The 13,211-nt window shown below is 60.5% G+C and carries 10 protein-coding genes and 1 tRNA gene; 3 read left to right on the top strand and 8 right to left on the bottom strand.

Translation table 11 applies throughout. From position 1 onward, the window contains the following. Positions 1-85 precede the first annotated feature (85 nt). From WA070_RS08475 to WA070_RS08490, 4 genes are all read right to left on the bottom strand, one after another. Complete coding sequence (locus WA070_RS08475; protein ID WP_422633657.1) at positions 86-880, bottom strand: tyrosine-type recombinase/integrase; 795 nt, start codon at positions 878-880, stop codon at positions 86-88. Positions 881-1,037: 157 nt separating this feature from the next. Next, positions 1,038-1,113: transfer RNA gene (locus tag WA070_RS08480), tRNA-Ile, on the bottom strand. A gap of 30 nt (positions 1,114-1,143) precedes the next feature. Then, the gene (locus WA070_RS08485; RefSeq protein ID WP_422633658.1) at positions 1,144-2,184 is read right to left on the bottom strand and encodes a polysaccharide deacetylase family protein; all 1,041 of its coding nucleotides are present in this window, start codon (positions 2,182-2,184) and stop codon (positions 1,144-1,146) included. A gap of 42 nt (positions 2,185-2,226) precedes the next feature. Next, complete coding sequence (locus WA070_RS08490) at positions 2,227-4,029, bottom strand: sensor histidine kinase (protein WP_422633659.1); 1,803 nt, start codon at positions 4,027-4,029, stop codon at positions 2,227-2,229. A gap of 172 nt (positions 4,030-4,201) precedes the next feature. Here WA070_RS08490 and WA070_RS08495 point away from each other — a divergent pair, with 172 nt between their 5' ends. Continuing rightward, on the top strand, positions 4,202-4,675 hold the full coding sequence (locus WA070_RS08495) for an Lrp/AsnC family transcriptional regulator (RefSeq protein WP_422633660.1): 474 nt from the start codon (positions 4,202-4,204) through the stop codon (positions 4,673-4,675). Positions 4,676-4,984: 309 nt separating this feature from the next. Here the strand turns inward: WA070_RS08495 and WA070_RS08500 are convergent, their stop codons facing one another. Both WA070_RS08500 and WA070_RS08505 read right to left on the bottom strand, forming a co-directional pair. Further along, the gene (locus WA070_RS08500; RefSeq protein WP_422633661.1) at positions 4,985-6,232 is read right to left on the bottom strand and encodes a tetratricopeptide repeat protein; all 1,248 of its coding nucleotides are present in this window, start codon (positions 6,230-6,232) and stop codon (positions 4,985-4,987) included. An 83-nt stretch (positions 6,233-6,315) separates the two neighbouring features. Further along, on the bottom strand, positions 6,316-7,596 hold the full coding sequence (locus tag WA070_RS08505; protein ID WP_422633662.1) for a hypothetical protein: 1,281 nt from the start codon (positions 7,594-7,596) through the stop codon (positions 6,316-6,318). 271 nt (positions 7,597-7,867) lie between these two features. On the opposite strand from WA070_RS08505, the gene gyrA reads away from it, so the two are divergent. Together gyrA and WA070_RS08515 are read left to right on the top strand one after the other, a co-directional pair. Then, positions 7,868-10,627: a DNA gyrase subunit A gene (gene gyrA, locus WA070_RS08510; protein WP_422633663.1), complete on the top strand. Its 2,760-nt coding sequence runs from the start codon at positions 7,868-7,870 to the stop codon at positions 10,625-10,627. Continuing rightward, positions 10,624-10,971, top strand: coding sequence for a DUF952 domain-containing protein (locus WA070_RS08515; RefSeq protein ID WP_422633664.1), 348 nt, complete (start codon positions 10,624-10,626; stop codon positions 10,969-10,971). The genes gyrA and WA070_RS08515 overlap by 4 nt, the downstream gene beginning before the upstream one ends. Before the next feature lie 200 nt (positions 10,972-11,171). On the opposite strand, the gene WA070_RS08520 is transcribed toward WA070_RS08515, so the two are convergent. Next, positions 11,172-12,251, bottom strand: coding sequence for a serine/threonine protein kinase (locus tag WA070_RS08520; protein WP_422633665.1), 1,080 nt, complete (start codon positions 12,249-12,251; stop codon positions 11,172-11,174). A gap of 9 nt (positions 12,252-12,260) precedes the next feature. Continuing rightward, entirely contained in the window at positions 12,261-12,674 is a 414-nt protein-coding gene (locus WA070_RS08525; RefSeq protein WP_422633748.1) for a DUF3010 family protein, read from the bottom strand. Positions 12,675-13,211 lie beyond the last annotated feature (537 nt).

A 13,211-nucleotide genomic window follows, 5' to 3' on the forward strand; every position in this document is an offset into this window, starting at 1 on the left:
CCAAAACCAACATCCCGATCTCGCCGCCTGAAAATCCAGCCGGCTGCTTAAACCATCGAAATGAGGGGTCCCTTTTAGACGCCGATCACCCCGCTAACGGGGTCCTTTTTGCACGCCGATCCACAGCCCTGAGGACACCGATTCGAACGGCCGTGAGCGCGAGGAGGCGAGAAGCAAGCTTGATGGCGATGCTGGATTTCGCCCGATCGACGCATTGCTGGAGGTCTAGAAGCTCAGGGATCGTCGTGAGAGCCGGTTGCCTCCTTCCCCGCCGTGCGGGCTTGAGAGCATCTCGAAGTTCGTCGATTTCCATGATCATCGCCACGGTCACGAGTTGTTCGCCCTTGGCTTTTTTGAAGACCGATCGAACGTAGCCCCGAACCCGCTTGGCGGTTTCAATAGCCCCGCGCGCTTCGATGGACCTTAACGCCCGAAGGATATCACTGCTCTCAATCATACCGATCGGTGTCGATCCGAAAACCGGGTAAAGATCCCGCTCGAAGCGATTGCGGACGCGCGTCGCGTTGGAAAGCGACCAAAGGGGCGCGTGATCCGATAACCATTCGTCGGCCACCCGGCGGAATGTTGCTTCGGCGGCATCCAGTTTCCGCTGCCGCTCTCGCCTTTTCTCCAGAACGGGATCTTTGCCTTCCAAGAGAAGGTCTCTGGCATCGTCACGCGCTACTCGTGCTGCAGCGAGTCCGATCTGAGGGTATCGGCCAAAGCTCAGCAGCCTCTCCTTGCCACCGTGCCGATATCTGAACCGCCATGATTTTGTGCCGGCTGGTGACACCTGCAGAAACAGGCCATGCGCGTCGGTGAGCTTGTAAGTGCGGTCTTTAATTTTTGCGTTCTTGATGTCTGCGATTGTGAGAGTCATTTTTACCCCCAAACCGGCCTACTTTTACCCCCAATTTTACCCCGAGTCGCGCGCAACATTGTGAAACGTCGTGCTACGATCTGAATAAACATCGGCCAATAAACCCTTCAAATTGAAGGGTTTATTGATACCATATGTGCTCTATGAATTGAAGCGTTGGTGGGCCCGGCAGGAATCGAACCCGCAACCTAGCCGTTATGAGCGGCCAGCTCTAACCGTTGAGCTACAGGCCCCACCTGGAACAGCGCGCTGATTAGGCAGCATTACGCTGCTTTGCAAGCCTCCGCGCGCATCGGCACTGCCGCCAGCAACGCGTTTAGACTGGCCGACGTCACGCCGCGCCGCGCCAGATGGGCCAGCACGGCATCCCACCACCTGTAAAAATCGATGCGATCGCCCTCATCGCAGACATAGGGCGTATGCCCCGGCTCCAGCGTCGGCGAATGAAAGCTGAAGTTGAGCACCCGCACACCCTCCTCGATCAGCGCGTCAATCGCTGCGATCGCTTCGCCCACGGGCACGCCTTCAGGCGTCAGCGGCACCCGGCTAAGCATGCGCGCGCGTGACAGCGCCCCTGCCAGCGGCCCCACCGCCTGTGCGGCGCGATACAGTCTCTCGCCGCCTCCGCGCAGCAATCCGACGAATGCCGTGGACAACGGCAATTCCACCAATCCCCGCGTCGGCCCCGCCCAATAGGCATTTTGCGGCAATCCGCAAAAGTCCGGCCCATGCTGGTGACTATAATCGAACCGGCTCCGCACCGAACTGTCCAACCTGAAACCGGCCTCCTCAAGCGCCTGCGCGCTATGCGGTCCTACGCCGTAACGCCCCGCGCGATAAGCAATTGGTCTCTGCCCGAAACGTTCCTCCATCCGGCGACACAGTGCCTCCAGCTTCGCCCGTTCGACGGCCTCAGGCAGGAATCCGACATAACTGTTGGCCGCGCTCACTTCCTCGACATGGGGCGGGTTGACCCACGGGTGCAGATGCGCGCCGATGTCGGCCGCGCCATCGTCGGCCCATTGCCCCATCATCGCCGCCGCTGCGTCGCATTCGATCACCGGATAGTCGGTGACATAGACCGGCTTCACACCGGCCTGCGCAAAATAAGCCTGCCCCCGCGCCATACCCGGCAAAGCGGTCACGCCATGGCCGGTGCGGCTGAACGGCGCATTCCAGTCGAATTCCTCTTCGGTATCGACGAACAGCATGAAACGGGTGCCAAAGGCGGGATCGAGCGCGATCATGTCGCTGGCCAGCGGCGCCGCCAACAAATTGCCGTCATGAACGTTGGAAATTGTCATGCCCCGTCCCTAGCGCGCAATGGTTGCGATAGGGTTGCGCTATCATCCCAGATCGGCGGCATCTTCGACAGGAACTGCTGCGGGAATGGCCAGCATCAGCCGTCCTGTCTCCACGTCCAGACTACCACCGCAAGTCCCCGCCAGACTACGGATCAACCGCAGCGAAAAGCCCAGCCCCAGCAAAGGACCATCTGGCCAGTCCCCATCGGACATGAAACCGGGATCAAGCAGTTGCGCCTCTTCCATATCCATGATGCTGCTTGGCCGATCGATCGCCAGAACAACCCGCCCGCCGCCACCGCCCGGCTGAAACCAGCAAGCCCCGGTAACCCGTTCGCCCGCAGGCGTAACCGAAATCACCGTGCGCAACAGATGCTGCACCATCCGCTCGCCCTGCACCGGATCGATCCGTACCTGCGGCAGATCGGGCGCCATCGATATGTCGATCGGCGCTACGCCGGACCCGGCCTGCTCGCGAAAGCGCGCCATCACCTGTGTCACCAGCAAAGCAGGGTCCAGTAATTGCCCTGCGCTTATCGGTTCACCGCGCGACACCCGCGCCGCCAGATCCAGATCGTCAAATGCCGCCAGCAAATGCCTGGCGTCCAGCGCGATCTTCCCCGCCATGTCGCGATAGGTCACGCCCGCTGCGCCGAAGAGTTCCTGCTCGATAATCTCGGCAAAACCCAATATCGCATTCAACGGCGTGCGCAGTTCATGCACAAGCTGGCGCAGCGAATCCGCCGACAGTCCGGCAATCGCCATCTGCGCGGGATGCCCCGCCACTTCATGCAGATAGGGTCGCCGCGCCTGCCCGCGATAGCCCTGGAACCGGCCCGATGCCGGGTCGAAAAAGGGCGAGGCGGATATGCGCCATTCACCCGCCATGGCTCCGTCAACGATCGTGAACCGGCCATTGCGAAAGCCACTACGCCGCGCGAATGCCCCCGCAACATGGCCGTCCGGCCCGCTCCCGCCCTCCAGCGCGATGTCGCCCAACGCCAGCCCGATCAACGCAGCGCGCGGCCCCTGATCGATCCACACCAACATGCCCGCCACGTCGGTTTCGAATGCAAAGCCATGCGTCGATGCAGCCGCCGGTTTGGCTTGAAGCGCGACGTCCGGCTCGACTTCGGACGCATAATCCTCTTCCGGTGCGGGGACCACCGGAGCCGCGCGCGCGCTGGTAAAGCGCGCGATGCGATCGACCAGATTGCGAATCTGATCCTGATCCCCTGCGCCATCGGGCGTCTCACGCACATCCGGCGCGTCCTTGATCGCCGGATCGGGCGCACATGCGACGTCATTGGCCGCCACCATTTCCGGCGTCAGCAGCATGTCCGCTTCGCCGGTCAGGTCGTCGCGCACGGTCGTCAGCACAAAATCGGATGTACCAAACGCCTCAAGCGCCAACCGCGTCTGCGGCCCCACATCCCGTCGCCCGCGCAGCACACCGCGCGCCGTCGGCGTCAGCCTGGACAGCAATGCCGCCCATGTCGCATCTGGCAAGTGCGCGCGTGCGATGGCGGCAGCGGCAATGGACGGCTTGTCATGCGCAAAAAAGGTAACGAGGCTGGCGGAACGCAAACGCCCGCCCAGTTCCACTACGGTCGCAATCCGCTGCGTTTCCGATAGCTTGGGCCGCAGGCTTTCCAGACGGTCGAGCAGCTTTGCGCTATCCTCCTGCGCCATGGGTTGCCGGTCGGCACGATCCTGCTGCGCCAGCAGATCGACGCATTGCCGCCACGCCGTTACCGCACCCAGTCCGGCACGGTCCTCGGCGGCCAGCACTGTTTGCATCAGATCGTTGAAACGCACCGAAAATCCCCATTCAGCGGCGACCATACCACATTATCTGCTCAAAACGGCAGTGATTATCCCCATCGATAAGCGCTCCTTCGACAAAGGGAAAGGGGCAGTCCACGAACGAATATGACCGTCGCATAGTGGGACAATTGCAATGCACTGAAACATTATTATGATAGGGGGCGAAAACCAGACAGGAAATTATAGAATAATGGCCGGCGCGAATATCGACGACATCGACCTGCAAATCCTTGGCGAATTGCAGGAGGATGGCAGAATGACCAATGTGGAACTGGCCCGCAAAGTCGGCCTGACCGCCCCGCCCTGCCTACGCCGCGTCCGCGCTCTGGAGGAAGCGGGCGCGATCACCTCCTATCATGCCGTGGTGGATCCCGGCATGCTCGGCTACACCATCACCGTATTCGCGATGGTCAGCCTAAAAAGCCAGGCAGAAGCCGATCTGAAAGCCTTTCAGGATCATGTCGCTGGCCTGCCCGAAGTGCGCGAATGTCACATGCTCAACGGCGAAATAGACTTCATTCTCAAAGTCGTAGCGAAAGACCTTCAGAGCTTTCAACAATTCCTGACGTCCAAGCTGACGCCTGCCCCCAACGTGGTCAGCGTCAAGACGTCCCTCACCATCCGCACATCGAAGAACCTGCCCGGCGTCCCCCTACCGTTATAAGATACAAAATCCTGCCCAGCGGGCAGGGCTATAGGACTGGCACCATGCGCGTTCTATTTGTTACCCGGAAGCTGTTCAGCATGACGCAGAAAACTGGCGGGTATCTATATGCGATAATCCTCTCCAGGCGGGAGAGGTGGCAGGCCGAAGGTCAGACGGATGGCTGGCACCCCACATGGTAAGCACCACCCGGCGACCATGTAACGTCCGTTCGCTTCGAGCGAAGTCGAGAAACGCAAGCACAGCGCCCAGCCTCTCGCCTTCGCCCGAACCAAACAGATTACGGTAAGATCGCCTCGCTCCGACTAATCAGGCCGCTTTCTGGCTCTGCTTTGCCACCCAAACCGACCAGAAACCGGCAACGCTTGCCCAGTTTCCGCTCGCCTGCGCCAGCGCCGCCTGCCCATTGGCCAGATCCCCCGACCGAGCCAGCGCCACGCCCAGGCGAGTGTTGACCCGACCGGCATCTACACCACCCTTGGACAGCGCCAGACGATATTGCTCCACTGCCTGCGGGAATTGCGACAGGGCGAAATAACTATCCCCGACTTCCACCGCTTCTTTGCCCGATGACGCTGCCGCCGCCTTCTTCGCCTGTGCGGGTAAAGCGGCCAGTTCCTTCGTCGCCTTGGGCGTCACGCTCTTGAGCAGCGCGCTGGTGATCGGCTGCGTCGTCGTCAGCTTGCCAGCGCTCCGTCCGGCTTCGATCACGGATTTGGCCTCGGCGAAATAGCCCGCCTTCTCTGCCAGTTGGGCATAGGCCTGATAATCCCGCTCGCTGGCCATCGCGCCATTGGCGGCCTGCAGGCGGTACAGATCCAGTTCCAGTTCCTTATCGACCGACGCCGCCGCCAGATAGTTGGTCAGCGCCGAACGCCACTCGCCCCGCTCGCTGGTCTGCAACAGACGCTCGCGATACAACTGGCCTACCTCGTTCCAGTCACCCGCCTGATAGGCCATAGAAATGCTCCGGTCGATCCAGGGCAAAGGCACCGGCTTGCCGGACGCGCGCTGCTGCGCCAGCGCCTGCTGCACGAACACCCGTGCATCCTTGGGCTTGTTCCGGCGCAGCGCGATGTCGGCGCGCAACAATGTCGCATCGACCCCGTCATATCCCAGCGTCCTGGCGTAATCGAGTTGCGCGGTCGCATCGTCATAATTACCCACGACATAGGACAGATAACCCGCGACATAGCGCAAGCGCGGCGCGTCCTTCTTGGGCAGAGCGCTGGTCTTGAACAAATCTGTCAGCGCAATGCGCTGCGCCTGCACGTCGCGCCTGCGCGTCGCCAGTTCGAACCGCAGGCCTGCGACCGTATAGGTTTCGAAATCGTTGGTCGGCACAAGCGCATTGATCCGCGTGCCCGCCGTCGTCACGTCGCCCGACCGCATCGCTGCTTCTGCCTGCGCCAGGTCGGCCCGGAAACTGTCGGACATGGCGATCGGCGGGCCGACATCCAGCTTGGGCTTTTTCGCCGCCATCACCGGCGTGGATAACAGCATCACGGCTGACAGGCCCGCAGGCAGGCCCTTGGATAGAATCGAACGTAGCCGCATGGCCCCCGAAGTCCCTTTAAAAACATGGAATATTCAATGAAAATGCGCCGCCGCCTGCTTTTGCGCGACGGCGCACATCATGATCAGGCGGCCTTGGTGCCCAGATAGGCGATCCACAGGTCGGCGATTTTCTTGCGCGATCCGCCCTGCACCGACTGGAACGCCGCCTTGGCAGCAGCATTGTCGCCGCCCAGCGCCTTGGCGATGCCCATGCGGGTGCTCACTTCGTCCGCGTCGACGCCGCCCTTTTGCTTGGCCAGTTCGAACATGGTGGCTGCCTTGGCATAGTCGCCATAGCCCATATAGGCATCGGCGGTCGCGGCGGCGATCTTGCCGTTCGCGGCCTTCTTCGCATCGGCTTCGGCCGACGGCAGGGACGCCTTGTCGCTCGCGATCTTGGCAACCGCCGCCTGATAGGTTTCTCCGCCCTGGCTGGCGTTCAACACGCCTTTGGACCGGCCCTGATCGATCGATGACTTGACCTCGCCATAAATGCCCAGCTTCGACGCCGTTTCGGCATATTCGATGAAGTCGCCCGCGACAACCAGACCGCCAGAAGCAGCCATCAGGCGCAGCACGTCCAGATTTTCGCGGTTGGAGATATTAGGATTGGCCTGCTGGAACAGGCGGATCAGCGTGCGCAGATTTTCGCCGCTCGGCTGCGCGCTATAGGCCAGCGTAGCCCATTCTGTCACTTCAGGTAGCTTCGCGGTCGCAGCCCGGCTCACGCCGATCTGATACCATTGCGCCGGCACGGCCTGTCCCGCCGCCTTCATCGCTTCGGCACCGGCCTTGAGCGCCGCCAGACCCTGCTGGTTCAACGAACGCTGCGGCTCGACGGACGGATTGGCAGTTCCCGCCTTGCCAAAATAAGCCTGAGCGAGTGTGGGATTGACCGCTTCGGGCTTATACCCTGCGGCCAACGCCGCCTGCGCGCGCTTGATCGCCAGATCGTAATTTTTCGCGCCCATCGCCTGATCGGCGGCAACGGCATTGAACTGACCGGCCTGTTCGGGCGGAGTAAGGCCGCTGTCCAGCATCTGGGTCAGTGCCTCTCCCTGCAAAACCGAATCTTTCGAAGCGATCGAGGTGTTCAGCTTGATCGCGCCGATCTGATATTTGTCGTCGTTCGACGTCGCCTTCGTATCGGCCTCGGCAAGGGCGGCCTTGGCACCTGCAAAATCCTGCGCATCGACAGCCTTCTGCGCCACCTGCAACGACTTGATGACCTCGGGCGACACGTTCAGCTTGGGGCCGGTCGCCTTCTTGGGATCTTCCTTCTTGGCCGCGAACGCAGGCGCGCTGATCGCGCCGCCCGTCATCGCAAGGGCCAGCACCAAAGCTACCTGGGTAACAAAACGCATGATCATCATCTCCTGCTCGCGTCCTGACAGTCGTGCCATGGACGATCCTTCGGGTGTGTAGCGCCGATTAGGGGTCGGCGCGTGAATAGGCATTGAACAAGCCTATATCGGCGGATTTTGCAACTGTCATGTCCCCGCTTCGTTCCATCGCGCGCCGCGACCGTCTTGTGTCCGCACGCGAGCGCGCGTGCGCGCGAGGGGTGACAAATTTGTTTCGCTCGGCTAACGCGAACATCAGACGCATCCCACCTTTCCAAAAAAGAGAATCGCCTTGAACGACGAGACAACCCTCGCCGACCCTTCGGACATCAGCCCCGTCAGCATCGTTGACGAGATGAAGGCGAGCTATCTCGACTATGCCATGTCCGTCATCGTGTCCCGCGCCCTGCCGGACGTGCGCGATGGCCTGAAACCAGTGCATCGCCGCATTCTCTTCTCGGCCCAGGAATCGGGCTTCGTCTACAACCGCCCCTATCGCAAATCGGCGCGTCTCGTCGGTGAGGTCATGGGTAAATATCACCCCCATGGCGACAGTTCGATCTACGACGCGCTGGCCCGCATGACGCAGGACTGGTCGATGCGCGTGCCGCTGATCGACGGTCAGGGCAACTTCGGTTCGATGGACCCCGATCCGCCAGCCGCCATGCGCTACACCGAAGCGCGCCTTGCCAAGGTCGCGACCGCCTTGCTGGACGATCTCGACAAGGACACCGTCGATTTCACGCCCAACTATGACGCATCGGAAAGCGAGCCGCAGGTTCTGCCCGCCCGCTTCCCCAACCTGCTTGTCAACGGCGCAGGCGGCATCGCGGTCGGCATGGCCACGAACATCCCGCCGCATAATCTGGGCGAAGTGCTGCGCGCGTGCCTGGCCTATATCGAAAATCCCGGCATCACGACCGACGAACTGATCGCCATCGTCCCCGGTCCCGATTTCCCCACCGCCCCGCTGATCCTGGGCCAGTCGGGCGCACGCAGCGCCTATCACACCGGTCGCGGCTCGATCATGATGCGCTCGCGCTATGTGATTGAGGAAGGGCGCGGCGCGCGCAATGATGGTCGCCAGTCGATCGTCCTGACCGCCATCCCCTATCAGGTCGGCAAGAACGGCCTTGTCGAAAAAATTGCCGAAGCCGCCAAGGACAAGCGGATCGAAGGCATCAGCGACATTCGCGACGAATCCAGCCGCGAAGGCGTGCGGATCGTCATGGATTTGAAGCGCGACGCGACGCCCGAAGTCGTCCTCAACCAATTGTGGCGCAACACGCCCGCGCAATCGAGCTTCCCGGCCAACATGCTCGCCATTCGCGGTGGCCGCCCCGAACTGCTGGGCCTGCGCGAGATTATCGAGGCCTTCGTCAAGTTCCGCGAAGAGGTCATCACCCGCCGCACCAAGTTCGAACTGAACAAGGCGCGCGACCGCGCCCATATCTTGCTCGGCCTCGTCGTCGCCGTCAGCAACCTCGACGAGATGGTCCGCATCATCCGTGGATCGTCCAGCCCCGCCGAAGCGCGCGAAAAGCTTCTCACCCGCGAATGGCCGATCGGTGAGATCGCCCAATATATCAAGCTGGTCGAAGCGATCGACACGGAAATCAGCGGCGAATTCTACAAGCTGTCGGACATTCAGGTCCGCGCCATCCTCGACCTGCGCCTCCATCGCCTGACTGCGCTCGGCCGCGACGAAATCGGCAAGGAACTGTCCGAACTGGCCGACGCCATCGCCGGTTATCTCGCCATTCTGGGCGATCGGGTCAAACTCTATGCCGTGATGCGCGAAGAGTTCGAAGCGATCGAGCGCGAGTTCGCCACCCCGCGCCTGTCCGAAATCACCGCCGCCGCCGACGGCATCGATGACGAAGACCTGATCGAGCGCGAAGACATGGTCGTAACCGTCACCGTGCAGGGCTATATCAAGCGCACCCCGCTCGAAAGCTTCCGGGCGCAGGCGCGCGGGGGCAAGGGCCGTTCGGGCATGGCGACCAAGGATGAGGACGCGATCACCGAACTGTTCGTCACCTCGACCCACACGCCCGTCCTCTTCTTCTCGACCGCCGGCAAAGTCTATCGCATGAAGGTCTGGCGCCTTCCCGAAGGTGGTCCGGCCACGCGCGGTCGGCCCATGGTCAACCTGCTGCCGCTTGGCCCCGGCGAAACCATTCAGACCGTCCTGCCGCTGCCGGAAAATGAGGATAGCTGGAAGGATCTGCACGTCATGTTCGCCACCGCGAACGGCACCGTGCGCCGCAACAGCATGGATGCCTTCGCCAATGTGCCCAGCAACGGCAAGCTCGCCATGCGCTTCGACGAAGGCAGCGACGATCGTCTGATCGGCGTCGCCATCCTCACCGAAGCCGACGACGTCCTCCTCGCCACGCGTCAGGGCAAGGCGATCCGCTTCGCCGCCACCGACGTGCGCGAATTTCAGAGCCGCACGTCGACCGGCGTGCGCGGCATGTCGTTAAAGGGCGACGACGCCGTCATCTCCCTCTCCATCCTCAAGGGCTTCGACGCCACCCCGGACGAACGCGAAGCCTATCTGCGCGCCGCCCCGTGGAAGGATAATGACGCCGAATCCACGCTCGACGCCGACCGCATGGCCGCCTTCGCGGGCGCGGAACAGTTCATCCTGACTGTCTGCGCCAATGGCTATGGCAAGCTGTCGTCGGCCTATGACTATCGCCGGTCTGGTCGCGGCGGGCTTGGCATCACCAATATCGACAATATCACCCGCAACGGCCCCGTCGTCGCCAGCTTCGCCGCCGCGCATGAAGATCATCTCATGCTCGTCACCGATCAGGCCAAGCTCATTCGCATGGGGCTGGACTCCATGCGCGTCATCGGCCGCAACTCGGCGGGCGTCCGCCTGTTCGATGTCGCCAAGAACGAACATGTCGTCAGCGCCGCCCGGATCGAGGACAACGAAGCCGAAGCCGCCATCGAAAAGGCGATCGAGGACGCCCCGCCCGGCGTAGCCCCCGAAGCCCCCGCCCCCGACGCCACCCCGCCGGGCGACAATGACGACGCATGAGCGACCTCTTCGCCTATAAAATCCTGACGGCGGAGCAATATGCGCAGTTCAAGGCCGACGGCGTGTTCCACGGAGCACCCGTCGATTTGACCGACGGCTATATCCACATGTCCACCCGCGAACAGGCAGCGGAAACCGCCGCCAAGCACTTCGCCGGACAGGACCGCCTGGTAATGGCCATGATCGACCTCGCCGCCGTGCGCGACGCGATCAAATGGGAAGAGTCGCGAGGCGGGGCGCTATTTCCCCACCTCTACGCGCCGCTGCCGATCAGTGCGGTCGCGGGCAAAGTCATCCTGCGGCTGGACGACACTGGACGGCATCTGTTCCCGGCAGGGTTTTGAAGTAGGCAGCAAGCAAGCGCTCGCCCGATCACCGCTCTCCGGCGAAGGCCGGAGTCCAGTCCAGACTATGAGGGTGGCAGCGGACTTAGAGAGTCGGCTTTGCGCCATTGGCGGTCGTTCGACAGCGGCTCGGCCGCGCCTGAAAGCGGACGTGTAAATTGTGGCTGCCTGGAACTTTCAAGGCACGATAGATTATGCTCTCACCGCGCCTCCGCCATCCCAACTGCTTCTAGCAGTGAGGTTGGCTTTAATGCCCGTTCCGTTCGCCAGGCAAATGCGCCGCTGACCATTTTCTCAACTGCATAGCCTCCGGGACATTTGATGACCCGATATTTGGCTTTTCTACGATAAAGTACCGGCTCAGGTTCAAACCGCCAGTCGGGAAGCGATGTTCTAAGATTATTGAGCTTAGCTATGAGCGCGGCTACCGTCTCAAACCGGTCATCACGGCTCACCTTGCAGCACTTCCTTATTACCGAAATCAATTCGGCTGGGCACCAAGGAGGAAGGCTTTTCAGTTCGATCAGTTTGCCCTTTTTAATTTTGTTTTCAATGATCGAGATAGCATATAGCTGATTATCGGGAGCTTCCCGCTTGAAATATTCGACCTTTTCTTTGGCCGTCAGCCAGTCGGTCTCATCGTATGGTAGATACCCGCCTAAAAGCTGATAAAGAACCAGGCCAAGTTGATAAATGTCTCCTCGCTGATAAGCGCGCCCGGAATCGGCCTCTTCCGGCGTGCGATAAAGCAATGAGTGGCGCGAGCCAGTCTGAGCATAGCCATTCTCACCGACGGTCACGACAGATCCGAAATCCCCGATAAGAAAGCGGCCGTCCCCATCACAGAATATATTGGAAGGCTTCAAATCGCGGTGAATGTAGCCTTTCCCATGGATAAAGCTCACACCGCTGGCTACATCCAACATGATATCAACGGCCCGCTTCACGCTAGGTCGTCCGGCTGACATCACATCGTCAAGGTCTCCGCTTTCGCAAAAGGGCGTTATGAAATAGGCATCTTCCGCATCAATTGGCGCGGCATCATCTACTTTCAGAACATGATGATGCGCCAAATCGCTGAGCATCTTGGGCTCAGCGTGCGCACCATCTCCCCAGTAGTAGAATTTTACGACAACCTTGCGATCAAGAATTCTATTTTTACCTATCAGAACAAAGCCGTTACCTCCTTTGACGTTAATTTCATCAAAGTCGATCTTACTCTCTAACTGGTCAACCACTGTACGTACGCTTGACGTCAGCATACTCTTATCTATCGGCATCGATCTATCTCAGACTTTCGCCAGCTTCCAAACAGCCGCCCGATAAGCATCAGCTTGATATTGCTTAACTGACTGCGGAGGTGTCGCGATGTTGCTCTTTTTCACAAAAGCTGCGAGCGTCGGCGGGCTTACGAAGGTGACTTCGGTGCCGGAAAGCTGAAACAACGCCTCGATCTTAAAGGTGATCCCGCCCGCCGCAAGTTGTCCAGTTGCTTGTCGAGATTTAATAATAAAGCCTTCAATTTTATTTTCGTTAGCGAAAGCCTTTATAGCTTTCATCAAGGCATCAAGGGACGCGGCATCCTCATGATCGTTTAGCGCGAGCCTCTTCGTGGTACACTTGAGATGCTCTATATTATCGTCGCTGTCGGAGCAGACTATAGAGAGAATTGCTTCTTTACCTTTTATGTCAACCCCACACATTATCACGGCTTTCACACTCCCTGTCAGACCGGCGCATCTGCCGCCAAAGTACCGGCTCAATCAAGTCGAATATGATGCGTTGTGATGGGTATCACTGTTATCGCACCGCCAATAAACGGCAGGTTTCGGGATTGCGCTCTGTTAGGCCAAAAGGCCGATGATGAAGGCGCATTGCCCACCGTCTCTTTCGAGGCGTACAATCAGCACCTTCTACCGGTGATGGTTTATAGTGGCGGATGTTGGGGATCGAGGTTGGTCGGCAGTCGACACCGGAGGAATGGCAGCTATCACAATGCTGCCGCTCCGAACCTGACATTCGCCTATCGGCCATCTCCCTCCTTCCAAAATAGGATTTCGTCTGATCTACCCTGTCCGGTGGATCACACCCTCCCTCCCCGGCCAACGCCATGCCCAGCGCCCGCCGCGCCGTCGCTTCATGGCCGCGTCACCGCCGCGCACCTGTCGCGTCATCATGACCCGACCGTGACGCCAGTGTCGCGTTCGCGGCGCTTCGCAGGCGCTTTACCGTCGCTTTAC

This window comes from Sphingobium sp., from assembly GCF_049304695.1.
GTDB lineage: Bacteria > Pseudomonadota > Alphaproteobacteria > Sphingomonadales > Sphingomonadaceae > Sphingobium.